The 18,346-nt window shown below is 74.9% G+C and carries 13 protein-coding genes and 1 pseudogene; 7 read left to right on the forward strand and 7 right to left on the reverse strand.

Translation table 11 applies throughout. The features are described 5' to 3' along the window. Positions 1-33: 33 nt before the first annotated feature. Positions 34-1,935: an Hsp70 family protein gene (locus ACTG9Q_RS17355; protein WP_455573828.1), complete on the reverse strand. Its 1,902-nt coding sequence runs from the start codon at positions 1,933-1,935 to the stop codon at positions 34-36. Between the two features lie 286 nt (positions 1,936-2,221). Here ACTG9Q_RS17355 and ACTG9Q_RS17360 point away from each other — a divergent pair, with 286 nt between their 5' ends. Beyond that, positions 2,222-6,778, forward strand: coding sequence for an ATP-dependent helicase (locus ACTG9Q_RS17360; RefSeq protein ID WP_455574043.1), 4,557 nt, complete (start codon positions 2,222-2,224; stop codon positions 6,776-6,778). Positions 6,779-6,831: 53 nt separating this feature from the next. Here ACTG9Q_RS17360 and ACTG9Q_RS17365 read toward each other — a convergent pair whose 3' ends face one another. The 3 genes from ACTG9Q_RS17365 to ACTG9Q_RS17375 form a co-directional block, all read right to left on the reverse strand. Further along, a complete protein-coding gene (locus ACTG9Q_RS17365) occupies positions 6,832-7,560 on the reverse strand; it encodes a VOC family protein (RefSeq protein ID WP_455573829.1) in 729 nt (242 codons plus the stop codon). A gap of 269 nt (positions 7,561-7,829) precedes the next feature. Further along, positions 7,830-8,588, reverse strand: coding sequence for a maleylpyruvate isomerase N-terminal domain-containing protein (locus tag ACTG9Q_RS17370; RefSeq protein ID WP_455573830.1), 759 nt, complete (start codon positions 8,586-8,588; stop codon positions 7,830-7,832). Beyond that, a complete protein-coding gene (locus tag ACTG9Q_RS17375; RefSeq protein WP_455573831.1) occupies positions 8,585-8,995 on the reverse strand; it encodes an SAV_6107 family HEPN domain-containing protein in 411 nt (136 codons plus the stop codon). The genes ACTG9Q_RS17370 and ACTG9Q_RS17375 overlap by 4 nt, the downstream gene beginning before the upstream one ends. A gap of 212 nt (positions 8,996-9,207) precedes the next feature. Here ACTG9Q_RS17375 and ACTG9Q_RS17380 point away from each other — a divergent pair. Both ACTG9Q_RS17380 and ACTG9Q_RS17385 read left to right on the forward strand, forming a co-directional pair. Then, positions 9,208-9,399: pseudogene (locus tag ACTG9Q_RS17380) on the forward strand (YbaK/EbsC family protein); the annotation flags it as partial. Beyond that, positions 9,396-9,968 carry a GNAT family N-acetyltransferase gene (locus ACTG9Q_RS17385; RefSeq protein ID WP_455573832.1) on the forward strand — a complete coding sequence of 191 codons (573 nt, stop codon included), beginning with the start codon at positions 9,396-9,398 and terminating at the stop codon, positions 9,966-9,968. The pseudogene ACTG9Q_RS17380 and the gene ACTG9Q_RS17385, both read left to right, overlap by 4 nt. A 32-nt stretch (positions 9,969-10,000) precedes the next feature. Here the strand turns inward: ACTG9Q_RS17385 and ACTG9Q_RS17390 are convergent, their stop codons facing one another. Then, entirely contained in the window at positions 10,001-11,671 is a 1,671-nt protein-coding gene (locus ACTG9Q_RS17390) for a DUF885 domain-containing protein (RefSeq protein WP_455573833.1), read from the reverse strand. A 147-nt stretch (positions 11,672-11,818) separates the two neighbouring features. Between ACTG9Q_RS17390 and ACTG9Q_RS17395 the strand changes: the two genes are divergently transcribed. Continuing rightward, positions 11,819-12,454, forward strand: coding sequence for an LppM family (lipo)protein (locus ACTG9Q_RS17395; protein WP_455573834.1), 636 nt, complete (start codon positions 11,819-11,821; stop codon positions 12,452-12,454). A 27-nt stretch (positions 12,455-12,481) separates the two neighbouring features. On the opposite strand, the gene ACTG9Q_RS17400 is transcribed toward ACTG9Q_RS17395, so the two are convergent. Next, on the reverse strand, positions 12,482-13,228 hold the full coding sequence (locus ACTG9Q_RS17400; protein WP_455573835.1) for a GNAT family N-acetyltransferase: 747 nt from the start codon (positions 13,226-13,228) through the stop codon (positions 12,482-12,484). Next, entirely contained in the window at positions 13,221-14,105 is an 885-nt protein-coding gene (locus tag ACTG9Q_RS17405) for a methylenetetrahydrofolate reductase (RefSeq protein ID WP_455573836.1), read from the reverse strand. The genes ACTG9Q_RS17400 and ACTG9Q_RS17405 overlap by 8 nt, the downstream gene beginning before the upstream one ends. 115 nt (positions 14,106-14,220) lie before the next feature. On the opposite strand from ACTG9Q_RS17405, the gene ACTG9Q_RS17410 reads away from it, so the two are divergent. The 3 genes from ACTG9Q_RS17410 to ACTG9Q_RS17420 all read left to right on the forward strand — a co-directional run bounded on the left by ACTG9Q_RS17410 (position 14,221) and on the right by ACTG9Q_RS17420 (position 18,309). Continuing rightward, positions 14,221-15,312, forward strand: coding sequence for a polyprenyl synthetase family protein (locus ACTG9Q_RS17410; protein ID WP_455573837.1), 1,092 nt, complete (start codon positions 14,221-14,223; stop codon positions 15,310-15,312). A gap of 2 nt (positions 15,313-15,314) precedes the next feature. Beyond that, a complete protein-coding gene (gene crtI, locus ACTG9Q_RS17415; protein ID WP_455573838.1) occupies positions 15,315-16,841 on the forward strand; it encodes a phytoene desaturase family protein in 1,527 nt (508 codons plus the stop codon). 73 nt (positions 16,842-16,914) lie between these two features. Next, complete coding sequence (locus ACTG9Q_RS17420) at positions 16,915-18,309, forward strand: hypothetical protein (protein WP_455573839.1); 1,395 nt, start codon at positions 16,915-16,917, stop codon at positions 18,307-18,309. The last annotated feature ends 37 nt before the right edge of the window (positions 18,310-18,346 follow it).

Genomic DNA, 18,346 nt, shown 5'->3' on the forward strand with positions numbered 1-18,346 from the left:
CCTATCCGCTGAGGGACCTGCCCGCCGACGTGGTCAGCCCGTGCTGCCGGGCTTGACGTTCTTGGTGAAGTAGTCGGCGAGGTTGGCGCTGCCGTCGACGGGGGTCAGCAGCATGACCGAGCCCAGGATGGGCGTGCCGTCCACGCTGAACAGCAGGATGCCCGCGCCCCGCACGATCTCGACCTCGTAGTACTGGCCGGAGAGCTCCCCCCCGTTCCAGGACCCGGTCTCGGCGTCGGCCTTGGTCTTGTTCAGGCCCGCGAACACGGCGTCGATGTTCTGGTCGACCAGGTCGGGCGAGCCGAAGTGGTAGTACAGGGCGAGGTAGTCGCCGTCGAGCTTGCAGGTGGCGGTTTTCGCGCCGGGGGTCGGGATGGCCCGACCGTTGGTCACCTGGATGCCCTCCGAGCAGTCGAAGTCGGTGGCGACCGGGCCCGCGACCTCCAGCATGCAGGGGGTGAAGCCCGCGGAGTTGGTGCTCTGGTCGTCGCAGTCGGCGGCCAGGTCCCCCGACCCGCCGCCGCCGGAGGTGGCGATGATGATGCTGACGACGCTGATCACCACGACCGCGACCACGGCGGTGGCCAGGTACCACATCTTGTTGCTGGACTTCTGCGGCAGGCGCTGGGCGGGCGGGTAGTGCGGCAGCGGGGTGGGCTGCGATGGCGGGCCCTGGACGGGCACCGGGGCCGAGGGCGGACCCGCGGCGGGCCGAGGCGGCGGCACCCGCTGCGGGTACGGCTGGGCCGGGGTGGCGCCGGTCTGCGGCTGGGCGGCGAACCCGCCGGTGCGCGGCGGGACGAGCGCCTGGGTGCGCTGGACGGTCTCGATGGTGCTGCTCATGTCGCCGGTGCGCATCGTGACGCCTTCCTGCGGCACGTGGTGCGCGCCGAGGGCGACGGCGGTCTCGGGCTGGTCGAGGCTGGTCGGCACCACCCGCAGCTGCTCGGCGATCAGGGTGGCGATGAGCGGGATGCGACTGGAGCCGCCGACGAGGTAGATGCCCGCGAGCCGGTCGGCGCTCATGCCGGTGGAGCGGATGGTGCCCGCCAGCAGCTCGACGCTGCGCAGCAGGCCGGGGCGGATCAGCGCCTCCAGCTCGACCCGGGTGACCAGGACGTCCTCGAACGGCTCCGGCAGCGGCACCTCGGTCTGCGGGTGCCTCGACAGCGCTTCCTTGGCGGCCTTGACGTCCTCGCGCAGGGCGCGCTGGGCGCGGCGGTCGCCGGTGGACTCCGGGCGCAGCAGCCGCTGCCAGCTGGCCGGGTCGCGGTGGGAGACCTGCCTGCCGACGTGCTCCAGCAGCGCCTGGTCGACGTCGAGGCCGCCGAGGTCGGGCAGCCCGGCCTCGGCGAGGACGACGAACCCCTTCTGGGTGGTCCCGACGACGGCGACGTCGAAGGTGCCCGCGCCCAGGTCGTAGACGGCCAGGGCCTGTCCGGGGGCCAGCTTCTGGCCGGGGAAGGAGGCGAAGTGCGCGGCGGCGGCGACCGGCTCGGGGACGAGCACGAGGGTGGAGCCCAGGCCCGCCTGGCGGGCCGCGGACAGCAGCACGTTGCGGCGGACCGGGCCCCACTGCGCGGGGTGGGTCAGCCGGACCTCGTCGGGCTTCTTGCCCGCGAGCTGGCGGGAGGTCTCGTCCGCGACCCGGCGCAGCACGCCCGCCAGGGCGTCGGTGACGGGCACGATGGCGTCGCCGAGCAGCAGCGTCCCCTCGTCCACCCGGCGCTTGGGGTTGGGCTCGAACCGGGAGGGGTCCAGCCGCGCGCGCCGCTCGGCGTCGCGGCCGACGACCAGCCCGCCGTCCTCGGCGGCGAACACCGCCGAGGGCATCATCGACGACCCGTCGACGTCCACCACCCGCGGCGGGCGGCCGTGCGCGGACAACACGGCCACCGTGTTCGACGTGCCGAGATCCACGGACAGGACGTTCACTGCTCTCCCCTCGGTCCACCAACCCCTGGCCGCCGCGCGGCCACCCCCCGGGATGTCGGGTGTGATGCTGCCATGCCCGGCCGGGTTCGTGGTCGCGGTCCGGGCATCTGGCGGGCTGCGGTGATCATGGCAGGTCACGCCACCTCCACTCTCGCGCAGGCGGGCGCGCGCGTGGAGCCGGGCGGGGCGTCGGTCAAGCCCGACTTTTCGGACTGGGGACAGGTCCGCGGCCTGTGGACAACTTCTGACGGCCGTCGGTGGGCTGGGTGAAGATGTCGGTGTGCCCATCGACGAGCTCGACGTGTTCAGCCCGGCCACCAGGCAGTGGTTCGCCGGGGCCTTCGCCGCGCCCACCGCCGCCCAGGCGGGGGCGTGGCAGGCCGCGGCAGCGGGAGAGCACGCGTTGGTCGTCGCGCCGACCGGCTCGGGCAAGACGCTCGCGGCGTTCCTGTGGGCGCTGGACCGGCTGGCCGCCGAGGGGCCGCCCGCGGAGGCCAAGCACCGGTGCCGGGTGCTCTACGTGTCACCGCTGAAGGCGCTGGCGGTCGACGTGCAGCGGAACCTGCGGGCGCCGCTGGCGGGCATCCGGCAGGCCGCGGTCCGGCTCGGGCTGCCCGAGCCGGACATCACCGTGGGCATGCGCACCGGGGACACCCCCGCCGACGAGCGCCGGTCGTTCGCGCGGACCCCGCCCGACGTGCTGGTCACGACCCCGGAGTCGCTGTTCCTCATCCTCACCTCGGCGGCCAGGGAGTCGCTGCGCGGGGTGCGGACGGTGATCGTGGACGAGGTGCACGCGGTCGCGGGCGGCAAGCGCGGCGCGCACCTGGCGCTGTCGCTGGAGCGGCTCGACGCGCTGCTGGAGAGCCCCGCGCAGCGCATCGGGCTCTCGGCGACCGTGCGGCCGGTGGAGGAGGTCGGCGCGTTCCTGTGCGGGGGGCGCCCGGTCACCGTGGTCCGGCCGGGCACCGGCAAGACGATCGAGGTGCGGGTCGAGGTGCCGGTGCAGGACATGGCGCGCCTGGACGAGCAGCCGGAGCCGACCGAGGAGGACGGCATCCGGCCGCCGCCGCGGCCGTCGATCTGGCCGATGGTCGAGCAGCGGGTGCTCGAGCTGGTCCGCGCCCACCGCTCCACGATCGTGTTCGCCAACTCGCGGCGGCTGGCCGAGCGGATGACCGCGCGGCTCAACGAGCTGGCCGAGGAGCAGGTCCCCGACCTCGACCGGTTCCCGGCGGAGGCGATCGGGCAGTCCGGGCTGGCGCGCACCACGGTGCCGGTGGTGGCGCGGGCGCACCACGGGTCGATGTCGCGCGAGCAGCGGACGATGGTGGAGGAGGACCTGAAGGCGGGCAGGCTGCCGTGCGTGGTGGCCACCTCGTCGCTGGAGCTGGGCATCGACATGGGCGCGGTCGACCTGGTGGTGCAGGTGGAGGCGCCGCCGACGGTCGCGGCCGGGCTGCAGCGGGTGGGCCGGGCCGGGCACCAGGTCGGCGCGGTCTCGCGCGGGGTGATGTACCCGAAGTTCCGCGGCGACCTGGTCTCCTGCGCGGTGGTCGCCGAGCGGATGGCCGCGGGCGCGATCGAGGCGGTGCGGTATCCGCGCAACCCGCTGGACGTGCTGGCCCAGCACATCGTGGCCATGGTCTCGGTGCAGACGTGGTCGGTGGAGGCGCTGGCGGCGCTCGTGCGGCGGGCCGCGCCGTACGCGGCGCTGCCGGACTCGGCGCTGTACGCGGTGCTGGACATGCTCGCCGGGCGCTACCCCAGCGAGGAGTTCGGCGAGCTGCGGCCGCGCATCACCTGGGACCGGGTCAACGGGGAGCTGCGCGGGCGGCCGGGCGCGCAGCGGCTGGCGGTGACCTCCGGCGGCACGATCCCCGACCGCGGGCTGTTCACCGTGATGACCCCGGGCGACGAGCGGGGCGCCGGGTCGCGGGTCGGCGAGCTGGACGAGGAGATGGTCTACGAGTCGCGGGTGGGCGACACGTTCCTCCTGGGCACCTCGGCCTGGCGGGTCCAGGACATCACCCACGACCGGGTGATCGTCACGCCCGCTCCGGGTGAACCTGCCCGGATGCCGTTCTGGAAGGGCGACTCGCCGGGCAGGCCGCTGGAGCTGGGCCGCGCGCACGGGGCGTTCCTGCGCGAGCTGGCCGCGGCCGAGCCCGCCGCGGCGCGGGAGCGGGCCGCCGCCGCCGGGCTGGACGGCTGGGCGACCGACAACCTGCTGGCGTACCTGGATGAGCAGCGGGAGGCGACGCGGCACATCCCGGACGACAGGACGCTGCTGGTCGAGCGGTTCCGCGACGAGCTGGGCGACTGGCGGCTGGTGGTGCACTCGCCCTTCGGCGCGCAGGTCAACGCGCCGTGGGCGCTGGCGATCGGGGCCCGGCTGCGGGAGTCGCGCGGTGTGGAGGCGCAGATCGCGCACTCCGACGACGGCATCGTGATCCGGCTGCCCGACACCGTCGACGACAGCGGCCGCGAGCTGGTGGCGGGCGCCGAGGACGTGGTGCTGGACCCGGAGGAGATCGAGCAGATCGTCGTGGCCGAGGTGGGCGGCTCGGCGCTGTTCGCCTCCCGGTTCCGGGAGTGCGCCTCGCGGTCGCTGCTGCTGCCCCGGCGTGATCCGCGCAGGCGGACCCCGCTGTGGCAGCAGCGGCAGCGCTCGGCGCAGCTGCTGTCGGTGGCGGCGAAGTACGAGCAGTTCCCGGTCGTGCTGGAGGCGATGCGCGAGTGCCTGCAGGACGTGTACGACCTGGCGGGCCTGCGCGAGCTGATGGCCGACGTGCGGGCGCGGCGGGTGCGGGTGGTGGAGGTGCAGACGCAGTCGGCCTCGCCGTTCGCCCGCAGCCTGCTGTTCGGCTACATCGGGATGTTCCTCTACGGCACCGACGTCCCGCTGGCCGAGCGCCGGGCCGCCGCGCTGTCGCTGGACAGCGCGCTGCTGGCCGAACTCCTGGGGTCCGAGGCGATCCGCGAGCTGCTGGACCCGGAGATCATGGCCGAGGTCGAGCGGTCGCTGCAGCGGCTCGACCCGGCCAGGCACGCCCGCCACGCCGAGGACGCCGCCGACCTGCTGCGCTTCCTCGGCGACCTCACCGAGGCCGAGGCGGGCGCGCGCGGCGTCCGGCCGGAGTGGCTGGCCGAGCTGGAGCGGGACCGGCGGGCGCTGCGGGTGCGCATCGGCGGCGAGGAGCGGTTCATCACCATCGAGGACGCCGGGCGCGTGCGCGACGCGCTGGGCACGGCACTGCCGGTGGGGGTGCCGGAGGTGTTCACCGAGCCGGTGGCCGACCCGCTGGGCGACCTGCTGGCGCGCTACGCCCGCACGCATGGGCCGTTCCCCGCCGTCGAGGCGGCGCAGCGGTTCGGGCTGGGGGTCTCGGTGGTGACCGGGGTGCTGGAGCGGCTGGCCGGGGCGGGGCGGCTGGTGCGCGGGGAGCTGCGGCCCGGCGGCACGCACACCGAGTTCTGCGACGCCGACGTGCTGCGGCGGCTGCGGCGGGCGTCGCTGGCCCGGCTGCGCGCGGAGGTGGAGCCGGTCGAGCCCGCCGCGCTGGGCCGGTTCCTGCCGGGCTGGCACGGGATCGGCCGCAAGCAGCGGGGCCTGCCCAGCGCCGACGACGTGCTGTCGGTGGTCGAGCAGCTGGCGGGCGCGCCGCTGCCCGCCAGTGCGCTGGAGTCGCTGATCCTGCCCTCCCGGCTGCCCGGCTACAGCCCGGCGCTGCTGGACGAGCTGACCGCGGCGGGCGAGGTGACCTGGTGCGGCACCGGGTCGCTGGCCGGTGGTGACGGCTGGGTCGCGCTGGCCCCCGCCGACGTGGCCGACCTGCTGCTGCCGGAGGTGGAGGAGACGGTCCCGGACACGCCGCTGCACACGGCCGTGCTGTCCGCTTTGGACGGTGGGGCGCTGTTCTTCCGCCAGTTGACCGAGCGGGCGGGCGCGATGCTGCTCGACGGCGGCGCGGCGGCGCCCGGCGACGAGGACGTGATCGCCGCGCTGTGGGACCTGGTGTGGGGCGGTCTGGTCACCAACGACACGCTGGCGCCGTTGCGGGCGGTGGTGTCCGGCCGCGGGGCCGCGCACCGGCCGCGCCGGTCGACGCCCCGGGGCCGCTACGCCCGGATGCGGGCGACCCGGCCGTCGCTGCCGAGCCGCACGGGTCCGCCGACGGTGGCGGGGCGGTGGTCGCTGGCCCCGCGGCGGGAGTCCGAGGCCACCCGGCGGGCGCACGCGCGGGCCGAGGCGTTCCTGGAGCGCCACGGCGTCCTGACCCGGGGCGCGCTGGACACCGAGCGGGTCACCGGCGGGTTCAGCGGGGTCTACAAGGTGCTGCGGGCGATGGAGGAGTCGGGGCAGATCATCCGCGGCTACGTCGTCGAGGGTCTCGGCGCGGCCCAGTTCGCCAGCCGGGGCGCGGTCGACCGGCTGCGCGCCCTGTCGCGCTCGGACGGTCCGGCGGCCGATGCCGAGGCGGTCGTCCTCGCCGCAGCCGACCCGGCCCAGCCCTACGGCGCCGCGCTCGACTGGCCCGACGCGGTCGGCACGGGCAAGCACCGTCCGGGCCGCAAGGCCGGGGCGCTGGCCGTCTTGGTCGACGGCACACCCGCGCTGTACGTCGAGCGAGGCGGGCGGACGCTGCTGTCGTTCACCGAGGACGACGCCGCCCTGCGCGCGGCGGCGGCGGGCCTGTCGCGGGCGGTGCGCGAAGGGTGGCTGGGCGAACTGTCGGTCCAGCGCGCCGACGGCGAGGTCGCCCTCACCTCGGCCCTGGCCGAGGTCTTACGAGAGGCGGGCTTCCGCGCCACACCGAAGGGCCTGCGCCTGCGCGCCTGACGGAAACGGCCGAGGCCCGCGCTCGGCCCGTGGCCCGGTCGTCGGAAGGAGGTTCAGGAGCGCGGGCTGAGGACGCAGAACTCGCCGCCGGTCGGGTCGGCCAGGACGACCCAGGAGCTTTCGCCTTGGCCGACGTCGGCCGGGGTGGCGCCCAGGGCGTGGAGGCGGTCGACCTCGGCGCTCAGGGAGTCGTCCTCGTACGGGGCGACGTCGAGGTGCACGCGGTTCTTGACCGTCTTCGGGTCGCTGGTGGGCAGCAGTTCCAGCCACGGGCCGCGGGCGTCGGGATGGCGCAGGGAGGCGAACTCCGGGGTCTGGCGGACGAGCGTCCAGCCTGCCGCCGCGCGCCAGAAGTCGGCGGTGGCGAGGTCGGGGGTGTCCACGACGATCGCGGCGAGCGCGCCGGTGTCGGCGTACTCGGGGCGGGGTTCCAGGACGCAGAACTCGTTGCCCTCGGGGTCGGCCATGACCACCCACGGCACCTCGCCCTGGCCGATGTCGAGGCGGCGGGCGCCGAGTTCCTCAGCCCGCGCGACCGTCGCGGCCTGGGCGGCGTCGGTGGGCGTGGCGAGATCGAGGTGGACGCGGTTCTTGGCCGTCTTGGGTTCGGCCACGGGGACGAAGACCAGCTCCAGCGGGCAGCCATCCCCGGCGGGCGCCTCGACGTCGACTTCCTCGTCATCGACATACGCGAGCGACCACCCGAGCAGACCGGCCCAGAACCCGGCCAACGCCCGCGGGTCCGCCGCGTCGACGACAACGCTCACCAAACGAGTCGGCATGCCCGGCACGCTAACCCAACGACGCGCGCGACGTCGTCCGATTAAGGGCGGCCGCCGCAAGCCCGGGGTGAGCCGGACCGACACGAGAGGCCGGGCCGGCGGGAAGGATGCTGCGCCAAGCAAGGATGCTGCGCCAAGCTCAGCCCGCCCACCCCGGACCTGGCCAGACCAAGTGGGGTGGTGGGCCGGGCCCGGTCCGCCCGCGCCGGGGACCGGGACCGGCCGGTGGGGAGGACACGTGCCCTCCCCGGCGGGTGCCGCTCGCGCGGTTATCTGGTCGCCAGGCGGAGTAACGCCCAGAGTTGGGCCACGGCGTCGAAGTCGCCCGACTGGGTGATGGCGGGGTTGTAGACCGCGCGGCGGCCCCAGAGCCACAGGTACATCTCGGTGGGGTCGGCGGTGATCACCGCGGTGGCGGGGGCGGTTTCGGCGGCGTCGGCGGCTGCGGTGCGGGTCGTGTCCATTGTGGCCAGCCAGGTGCGGTGGGCGGCGCGGACGGCGACCGTGGCGGGGCGGGTGCCCGCCACGCCCAGGGTGGACAGGCGGTGGGTGAACCACAGGCGCAGGACCTCATCGATGCCGTCGAGGGCCACCTCCTCCCGGATGGGGGTGAGGTCACGGCCGAGGGCGCTCTCGACGTCCACCCGGTGCACCGTGGACTCGTGGGCCATGCGCCTGCGCCAGAAGGCGTAGGTCTGGTCGTGGGGGTGCCAGGTGGCGCACGGCTCCCCCGGGTCGTGCGAGGCCAGTTCGCCCAGGAGGGCGCGCAGGCCGTCGCGGAGGTAGTTCTCGACGGACTCGCCGTCGCCCGGTTCGCGGGTCCAGGTGAGGGGGCGCGCGCCGGTGCGAATCCAGGTCACGACCATGCGGTAGACGCTGCCGAGGTGACGGGTGGTCTCCCCGACGGTGAGGCCGGGGCAGCCGGGAACGGGACGGTCGAGGTCGGCGCCCTCGGCGGCCGAGGCCGCGCGGGTGCCTTCCCGTTCCACCACGTCGAGTAGGTCGTCCTGGTTGAGTGCCGGGCTCACCGCCGCGAGCCGTGGATGGTGCGGTGCACCAGGGCGATGAACAGTCCGGCCTGGCGGGACAGGTCGTCGGCCGCGCGCGGGCCGATCCGGTCGACCAGACCGGCCTGCACGGCGGCGCGGTCGCCCGAGCAGGAGGCGAAGAACGCCGCCCACTCGCGCATCTCCGGGGCCACCGCGGACAGCAGCGTCCAGACGCTGGTGGGCTTCGCCCGGCCGCGGTGCGGGCGTCCGCGCACGGCGAGCAGCGCGGCGGCGGCCCGCAGCGCGCAGAGGTACGCGTCGGCGAAGCGGTAGGCGGGGTGGGACTGGCGGGCCGCCTCGGTCAGGCCGCGCTCGGCTTGGGCGAGCAGGGCCACGGCGGTGGGCGGCACGGCCGGGGTGACGGGGAAGTCCAGGGTGCTGGTCATCGGGGGACTCCTCTCCTCGACTGGACCGCGGATGGCGTGACAGCCCGCCGAGGGGAGCCGGCGGGGGCTCGGCGGCGAGGCGCTTCCCCCGCCCCACCGCCGAGCCCGTATCGAACCTATGTTCGATAGTACCACCGTAACCGCAGGAAGCGAGCGGTTTCAACCCGTGAGGTGCGACCTACCGCCCGCCCGCGCGGAGAAGGTGATGTGATGGAGCGGTGACCACACTCGACCACCCGGCCGTGCGGACGCTCGTCGACACCGCACTGGCCGTTCACCCGGTGGTGTGGACGGCGGCCGGGCACCCGGAATCGGTCTTCCCCACGACCCGCGCCGACCTCGTCGCGCTCACCGGGGGCACCGCTGCGGCGGTGACCGCGCAGGAGGATGATCCCATTTCGTGACCGCCGCCCCGTCCCCCCACGTGCACCGGTTCGCCGAGCTGTCCGTCGACGAGCTGCGGGACCGGCTGCGCGAGGCCTTGGACCTCTACGTCACCGCGATGCGCTATCCCCAGGGCACCGCTGAACAACGCGCGCCGATGTGGCTGGCGCACATGATGCGCGACGGCTGGCGCTGCATGGCCGCCTTCGACGCCGACGACCGCATGGCGGGCATCGCCTACGGCTACCGCGGCGCGCCGGGGCAGTGGTGGCACGAGCAGGTGCGCCGCGGCGTCACCGAGCAGCGCGGCGCCGCGGTGGCCGACCTGTGGATGGCCGACTACTTCGAGCTGACCGAGCTCCACGTGCACCCGGAGAGCCAGGGTCAGGGCAGCGGGGCCGAGCTGGTGACGCGGCTGGTCGACGGCGTCACGAGCGCGCACGTGCTGCTCTCGACGCCGGAAGGGCCCTCGCGGGCATGGCGGCTCTACCGCAGGCTCGGCTTCACCGATGTGCTGCGCCACTACAGGTTCGCGGGCGACCCGCGCCCGTTCGGCGTCCTGGGCCGGGTCCTGCCGCTGGCCCCCTGAGACGCGACTTCTCAAGGGGCCTGCGGCAGGGGTCAGAACGCGGCGAGGCGTTCGCGGAGGGTGTCCAGGCCCATGCCGCCCATCTCCAGGGCGCGCTGGTGGAACTCCCTGAGGTCGAACGCCGATCCCTTGCGGGCCTTGACCTCGTCGCGCGCCGCCAGCCACAGCCGCTCGCCGAGCTTGTACGAGGGCGCCTGGCCCGGCCAGCCCAGGTAGCGGTCGACCTCGTCGGCGATGCAGTCCGGGTCGGTGATTGTGCGGGTGCGCAGGAACTCCAGGGCCAGCTCCGGGGTCCACCGCTCACCCTCGTGGAACCCGGTGCCGCGCGGGATCTCCAGGTTGAGGTGCACGCCGAGGTCGATGACGACGCGGGCGGCGCGGAACAGGTGGGCGTCGAGCATGCCGAGCAGGTCGCCGTCGTCGTCGAGGTAGCCGAACTCGCGCATCAGGCGCTCGGCGTAGAGGGCCCAGCCCTCGCCGTGGCCGGACACCCAGGCCATCGAGCGCTGGAACCGGTTGAGGCTGCTGCCCTGGTACACCGAGGTGGCGATCTGCAGGTGGTGGCCGGGCGCGCCCTCGTGGTAGACGGTGGTGACCTCACGCCAGGTCGAGTACTCGGACTTGCCGTCGGGCACCGACCACCACATGCGGCCCGGCCTGCTGAAGTCCTCTGTGGGCCCGGTGTAGTACGCGCCGACGACACCGCCGGGCGGGGCGATCAGGCACTCCAGCGCCATGATCGGGTCCGGGATGTCGAAGTGCACGCCGCGCAGGTCGGCCATGGCGCGGTCGGACAGGCCCTGCATCCAGTCCTGGAACGCCTGGCGCCCGTGCACCTGGTAGCGGGGGTCGGCGTCGAGCGCGGCGGCCGCGCCTGCGATGCCCGCCCCGGGCGCGATCCGCTCGGCGACCTGCCTGATCTCGGTCTCCACCCTGGCGAACTCGGCCCAGCCCCACTCGTATGCCTCGCGGAGGTCGAGCCGGGCGCCGATGAAGTTGCGCGACCACAGCTTGTAGCGCTCCTCCCCCACCGCGTCGGCCGACGGCGCGCGCGGGGCCAGCTCGCCGGTCAGGAACTCGGCCAGCTCACTGAAAGCGGTGTCGGCCGCCCGGGACGCGGCGGCGAGGTCGGCGCGCAGGCCGTCGGTGGCGGCCTTGTCCGCGCCCCCGACGAACCCGGTGAAGTATCCCTGGGCCACGGTGCGGCACTGCTCGGCGGTCTTGACGATCTGGCGCACCGCGGCGACCTGCCCGGCGTCGGCGGCGGCCGTCAGCGAGGCCCGGTAGCCCGCGAGGGCCCCGGGCACGCCCGCCAGCCGCTTGGCGATGACCGCCCAGTCCTCAGTGGTGTCGACGGCCATCAGGTCGAATGCCTGGCGGATGTCCTGCGGCACGGAGGAGATGACGTTCAGCGGGGCGGTCAGCTCGCCCGCGGCGTACAGCTCGGCGGTGACGCCGACCCGCTCGGTGAACACGGCCTTGGCGTCGGCCTCGGACTTGTCGGCGGGCTCGGCGGCGGCCATCGCCGCGAGCGCGGACCTGGCCAGCTCGCCGCGCGCGGCCACCCCGTCCGGGGAGAGGTCGGGCAGCTTCTCGTCGTGGCCGAGGATGCCCTCGTACGTGGCCAGGATGGGGTCCAGCGCCGCGAGGTCGTCGACGTAGGAATCGCTGATCTTGTGCACACCGTCATGTGGGGACGCCATGCCCCGAACGTTACCGTCGGTCACCCTGGCCGCGGCACCGGAACACCGTCCGGCGGCGCGCCGCCACGGCCGGTACGGCAGGATGGCCCGGTGCAGCACGGCAACCCTGAGGTCCGACACCGTTTTCGCAGGCAGGCCACGCTGGCTGTGCTCGTAGTCGTGGCGGCGCTGACGCTCTCGGGCTGCGTGCGCGTGCAAGCCGCCCTCGCCCTGTCCGACCGCGACACCGTCTCCGGGCAGCTGGTGATCGCCTCGGTGGTCCTGCGCCAGGACGACAAGGGCCCCGAGCTGACGGTGCCGCCGGAGCTGAGCACGAAGGTGCGCGCCACGGCGTACGACGAGGACGGCTACGTGGGCAACACGGTCAGCTTCCAGGAGCTGACCTTCGCCGAGACGAGCCTGCTGACCCAGACGATCACCACCGGCAGCCGCTACCGGCTGTCCTTCCGCCGCTCGGGCAACCTGGTGACGATGTCCGGCTCGGCCGACCTGAGCGAGCTGCCCGCCGACCGCGCCGACGTGCAGCTGAAGGTGGCCTTCCCGGGGACGGTCATCCAGACCAACGGCGTCAACGAGGGCGGCACCGTCAGCTGGACCCCGAAGCCGGGCGCGGTGACGGAGTTCACCGCCACGATCGAGTACAGCGACCAGTCCGGCGTGTCGTGGACGAAGTGGGTGGCCGTCGTCGGCGCGTCCGCGGTCGGCGTCGCCCTGCTGGTCCTGGTGCTGGCCCTGGTGACCCACCGCCGCGACCGCCGCCCCGCCGTCCGACAGGACCAGTGACACCGGCCGATCGGTGACACCGGTCGATCAGGGGATCGCGACCGTGCCGAAGCGGTCGAGCACGCGGAAGCCCAGCCGCTCGTAGAGGGCGGTGGCCGGGTTCCCCGCGGAGACGACCAGGCCCAGCGCGGGCAGTCCCGCCGACGCGGCCTGGGCGACGGCCCGGCGCAGCAGCAGGGCGCCTATCCCGGCGTAGCGGGGGTTCGGGCGGCGGAACAGCCCGGTGATCCACGGGCCGCCCCACGGGGGTTCTCCCGCGACGTGGTGGCCGAGCACGCCCGCGACGACCGCGCCCCCGGGGTCCACCGCCAGCGCGCTCAGCCTCAGCGTCGGGCCGTGCACCGCGCCGGTCAGCAGGGGCTCGATCCACTTGCGCAGGACCACCTCGGCCGGTTCGGCGATGTGGTCGGGGTGGCCCGGCGGGTACGCCGCGACCCAGGCGTCCACGAGGTCCCCGGCCGGGCGGTCGCACGCGGTCAGCGTCAACCCCGGTGGTGGCTCCAGGCGGGCCCACTGCGCGGGCGGCGGGTCGGCCGCGAGGTCCCGGGACATCCGGTCGCCGTACTTGCGCAGCCGCGCTCCCCGGGACACCAGGGCGCCTGCCAAGTCCTGGTCGCAGGTGACCACCCACCCGCGCAGCGCGAGGACGGCGTCGACCGCGCCGGGGCGCAGGAGCCGAAGCCGGTCCGCCCACGGCCCGCCGTCCAGCTCGCGGGGGACGTAGTCGAACAGCGGGTCGCCGCCGGGGGAGCTGTGGACGACGCGGTCAGGCACGGGCCGGGACCAGCCCCAGCCTGCCCACGACCTCGCGGGTCGCCTTCGACCGGTTGAACGTGTAGAAGTGCAGCACGTCGACGCCCTCGGCGAGCAGCCGCTCACACGTCTCGGTGACGATGTTGACGCCCTCGGCGCGGAACGCCTTGGCGTCCTCGGCCAGCGGGGTCAGCCGCGCGGCGATGCGGGCGGGCACGTCGGCGCCGGAGAGCTCGATGGTCTTGGCCAGCACCTTGGGCGTGGTCAGCGGCATGACGCCGGGCAGCATCGCGGCGGTGCAGCCGCGGGCGGCGACCCGGTCGCGCAGGCGCAGGAAGTCCTCGGGCTCGAAGAACAGCTGGGCGATGGCGAAGTCCGCGCCCGCGTCGAGCTTCCTGATCAGGTGCTCGGTGTCGGTGTCCAGGTCGGCCGAGCGCGGGTGGCCGTACGGGAAGGCGGCCACGCCGACGCAGAAGTCGCCCAGCTCGCGGATCAGGCGCACCAGGTCCTCGGCGTACGCCAGGCCGTGCGGGTGCTGCACCCAGTCGCCCATGACGTCGCCGGGCGGGTCGCCGCGCAGCGCCAGGACGTTGCGGATGCCCTGCTCGGCGAACCAGCCGATCACGTTGCGCAGCTCGGCCACGGAGTGGTCGACGGCGGTCAGGTGCGCCATCGAGACCAGCCCGGTGTCGCGGGCCAGCCGCCCGGTGGTGCGCAGGGTGCGGTCGCGGCTGGAGCCGCCAGCGCCGTAGGTGACCGACACGAACGCCGGGTCGAGGCCTTCCAACTCGCGGATGGCCTGCCAGAGCCGCTGTTCGTCCGCCTCGTCGCGCGGCGGCATGAACTCGACGGAGAACACCGGTCGGCCGGTCTTGATGCGCTCCACCACCGTCGTCATGCGGGCAAGGGTATCCAGACCTGCTGACGTAGCCCATCTCGTGGACGGCGGTGTCCACCGATCGGAACGCGCACCCGGCGCGCGCGCCCGAGCGGCGGAAGCGGACGATAGCGGTGTGCACCAAGCGCTGCCAGAACTCGACGCCCCCATCGACGACGCGGTCGCCACGCACGTCGAGCACGCCCTGACCGACTACCTGGCCACCCGGCACGCCGACATGGCCGAGGCCGCGCCGTCCTTCGGCACGGCGGTGGCCTCGCTGGCGGGGTTCGTCCTCGGCGGCGGCAAGCGGCTGCGGCCCACCTTCGCCTGGTGGGGCTGGCGCGGCTCCGGCGGCACGGGCGAGGGGCCCGAGGCGCGCGCGGTGCTGCGCGGGGTCAGCTCCCTCGAGCTGATCCAGGCCTGCGCGCTGGTGCACGACGACCTGATGGACGCCTCCGCGATGCGCAGGGGCAAGCCCACCGTGCACGTGGAGTTCACCGCCCGCCACCGCGCCGAGGGCTGGCTGGGTGACCCGGAGCGCTTCGGCGCGGCCTCGGCGATCCTGCTCGGGGACCTGGCGCTGGCCTGGGCAGACGACATGTTCGCCACCTCCGGCCTGGACGCCGGGCGGCTGGTCGCGGCGCTGCCGCCGTGGCAGGCGATGCGCGCGGAGATGCTGGCCGGGCAGTACCTCGACGTGCTGACCCAGGCCCGCGGCGACGAGACGGAGGAGACCGCGCTCAGCGTGGCCAGGATGAAGACCGCCGCCTACACCGTCGAACGCCCGCTGCACCTGGGCGCGGCGCTGGCGGGCGCGCCCGCCCCGACCGTGGCCGCGCTGCGGGCCTTCGGCGCCGACATCGGCCTGGCCTTCCAGCTGCGCGACGACCTGCTCGGCATGTACGGCGACACCGAGGTGACCGGCAAGCCCGCGGGCGACGACCTGCGGGAGGGCAAGCGGACGCTGCTGATGGCCGTGGGCATGGCCGAGGGCAGCCGCGCCGACCTGCTGCGCGGCGCCCTCGGCGACGACGACCTGACCGGCGAGACCCTGGCCTCGGTCCGCGCCGCGCTGGTCGAGGTGGGCGCGGTGGCCGAGGTGGAGCGCCGCATCGACGCGCTGACCGAGACCGCCCTGGCCGCCCTCGACCGCGCCGAGCTGACCTCCCCGGCCGCGACCGTGCTGCGCGGGCTGGCGGTGGCCGCGGGCCGCAGGACGAGCTGACCATGCGCACGCTCAGCGGCCGCACCGACCACGTGGTCGTCGTCGGGGCGGGCCTGTCCGGGCTGTCCGCGGCGCTGCACCTGGCGGGCGCGGGCCGGGAGGTCACCGTGCTGGAGGCCGCCGCGGTCCCCGGCGGGCGCGCGGGCCAGGAAACCCTGGCCGGGCACCGGGTGGACACCGGCGCGGCCGTGCTCACCATGCCGGAGCTGATCGACGAGGCGCTGGCCGCGGTGGGCGCCTCGCTGGCCGCCGAGGTCGACCTGGTGCGCCTGGACCCGGCCTACCGGGCGCACTTCGCCGACGGCAGCACCATCGCGGTGCACACCGACGCCGAGGCGATGGAGGCCGAGGTGCGCCGGGTGGCCGGGCCGCGCGACGCCGCGGGCTACCGGCGGCTGCGGGCCTGGCTGACCGAGCTGTACCAGGTGCAGCGGGAGCGGTTCATCGGCGCGAACTTCGACTCCCCGCTCGACCTCGCCCACCCGGACCTGGCCCGGCTGGCCGCGATGGGCGGGTTCGGCAGGCTCGCGCCCGCGATCGGTCGGCACCTGCGGGACGAGCGGCTGCGCAGGCTGTTCTCCTTCCAGTCGCTCTACGCCGGTGTCGCGCCCAGCCGCGCGCTGGCGGCGTACGCGGTGATCGCCTACATGGACACCGTGGCGGGCGTGTACTACCCGCGCGGCGGCATGGGCACGGTGGCCGAGGCGATGGCCGCCGCGGCGGGCCGGGCCGGGGTGCGCTTCCGATACGGCACCGCGGCGGCGTGGCTGGAGCGCGTCGGGTCCCGGGTGCGCGCGGTGCGGACCACCGCGGGCGAGCGGGTGCCGTGCGACGCGGTCGTGCTGACCGCGGACCTGGCCGCGAGCTACCGGCTGCTGGGCATCACCCCGCGCAGGCCGCTGCGGCTGCGGTACTCCCCCTCCGCGGTCGTGCTGCACACCAGCTCCCCGCGCAGCTGGCCCGAGCTGGACCACCACACGATCTTCTTCGGCGCGGCGTGGGAGCGCACCTTCGCCGAGATCACCCGCGAGGGCAGGCTGATGAGCGACCCGTCGCTGCTGGTCACCCGCCCCACCGCCACCGACCCCGCCCTGGCCCCGGCGGGCAGGGAGCTGGTCTCGGTGCTGGCGCCGTGCCCGAACCTGGCGGTCGGGCAGGTCGACTGGCGCCGCGTCGGCCCGGCGTACCGCGACGAGCTGGCCGCGGAGCTGGACCGGCGCGGGCTGACCGGGTTCGGCACCGACACCGCGGACCTGCGCCTGGTCACCCCCGCGGACTGGGCCGCGGCGGGGCTCGCCGCGGGCAGCCCGTTCTCCGTGGCGCACACCTTCACCCAGACGGGGCCTTTCCGGCCGCGCAACCTGGTCCCCGGTACGGATAACGTGGTTTTGGCGGGCAGTGGGACCACCCCCGGCGTCGGCATCCCGCCGGTGGTGATCTCCGGTCGGCTGGCCGCGCAGCGGGTGACCGGGACCCGCCTGCGGGTGGGCCGATCGCGCGGGCGCGGCGAATCCGTGAGCGGAATGTGAGTTGCCCGGCCGGGTTCGCGGCCCGCCCAGCGGCCATAATGCCTGGATCGAGAAGGCGGAAGTGGGAGCGGCGATGCTGATGCGGCGACGGCGAGGACCGCGGCGGATCAGGGCGGTGCTCGCCATCGGGGCCGTGTTCGCCGTCGGCGCCTGCACCTCGGCGACCGTGGGCGCGCCGGTGGCCGCGCCGGTCGCCCCCGCCACCGCGGCCCAGGCCGCGGCCCAGGCGCTGCTCGACCTCGCCGAGGCGGGCGCGGTCCGCTACAAGGGCTCGATGACGGCATCGGGCAAGGACGTCGCCTTCGACCTCACCGCCGCCCACACCGGCGAGGTCAGCGGCACGATCACCTTCAACAAGAAGCCCGCCACCGTCCTGGTCGTCAACGACACGATCTACCTCAAGGCGGGCGCGGACTTCTGGGGCGAGGTGCCCGGCCTCGCGGGCGGGGCGGGCCGCGGCCCCGCCGTGGCCGACCGGTGGGTGCAGACCCCCAGCGGGCTGCTGGGCCTGGAGTTCGGCGGCGTGTTCTCCCCCGAGGCGCTGGGCACCCAGCTCGCCCGCGGCGTGGACGTGGCCGGTGACGCGCCGTTCGCCGAGACCGAGCGGCAGGCGGTCGGCTCGACGGAGGCGGTGAAGGTCGTCACCGAGGGCGGAACGCTCTACCTCGACGCCGCGGCCCCGCACGGCGTGGTGCAGGTGGAGGCGGCGCGGGTCGGCCGCTCGGACGCCACCAGCGTGCAGGACCTGGTCACCAGCGTCCGCGACGCCTCGACGGAGCTGCCCGCGTTCTACGCCGCGATCGCCAAGCACGCCGACGCGCTCGCCGAGCCGGTCGACGTGCTCACCACCGTCACCGAGGGCGAGCACAACTTCGACGCCTGCGGCGCGCAGAGCTGCTCGATCGTGGTGCGCTTCACCAACTCCAGCAAGCTGGCGGTGACCGTCTCGGTGCGCGGCGTCTGGCAGGGCGACGGCGCGCCGCTGGGCGCCTGCGCCACCAAGACCGGCCCGGTCGCCCCGGGGAAGCAGGGCTCGGCGAAGTGCACGCTGGGCAGCGCGCAGTGGAAGGCGTTCTACCAGCGGGCGAACTCCGTGCCGGGCAACCACCCCTACAGCGTCGAGTGGTCGACCCTGGTGCTCGCCGACGCCCCGGACCTGTCCAAGCTGAAGGAACGGGCCTCCGCCGCCCCGCCCGCCGAGCCGGTCACCGAGGGCAGCCACCACGTCTACGCCCTGGCCTACGCCAACGGGCTGGTGTGGAAGTACGGGGTGGCCGCGGGCGAGTCGTGGCAGGAGCACGCCGCCCGCCAGGGTCCCGCCTGCCTGGCCGCGACGCGGGCGCTGTGCGATGTGGACTTGGTGGGCGCCGCCGACGGCGCCGCATCCGGGTACGGCCTGCTGAGCAAGCTGGTCGCAGGCCACGAGGGCGGCTGCCCGAAGGGCCAGTGGGCGGCGTGTAAGCGCTGACACAACCGCGCGGTTCGGTTTCGCCCCTCATGCGACG

Source organism: Actinokineospora lacus (genome assembly GCF_053813445.1).

Bases quoted from the DNA above. Each gene is read 5' to 3' on its own strand.
- ACTG9Q_RS17365 (WP_455573829.1), bottom strand. From the start codon at position 7,560: ATGCCGACTCGTTTGGTGAGCGTTGTCGTCGACGCGGCGGACCCGCGG.
- ACTG9Q_RS17375 (WP_455573831.1), bottom strand. From the start codon at position 8,995: ATGACCAGCACCCTGGACTTCCCCGTCACCCCGGCCGTGCCGCCCACC.
- ACTG9Q_RS17390 (WP_455573833.1), bottom strand. From the start codon at position 11,671: ATGGCGTCCCCACATGACGGTGTGCACAAGATCAGCGATTCCTACGTC.
- ACTG9Q_RS17405 (WP_455573836.1), bottom strand. From the start codon at position 14,105: ATGACGACGGTGGTGGAGCGCATCAAGACCGGCCGACCGGTGTTCTCC.
- crtI (WP_455573838.1), top strand. From the start codon at position 15,315: ATGCGCACGCTCAGCGGCCGCACCGACCACGTGGTCGTCGTCGGGGCG.
- ACTG9Q_RS17420 (WP_455573839.1), top strand. From the start codon at position 16,915: ATGCTGATGCGGCGACGGCGAGGACCGCGGCGGATCAGGGCGGTGCTC.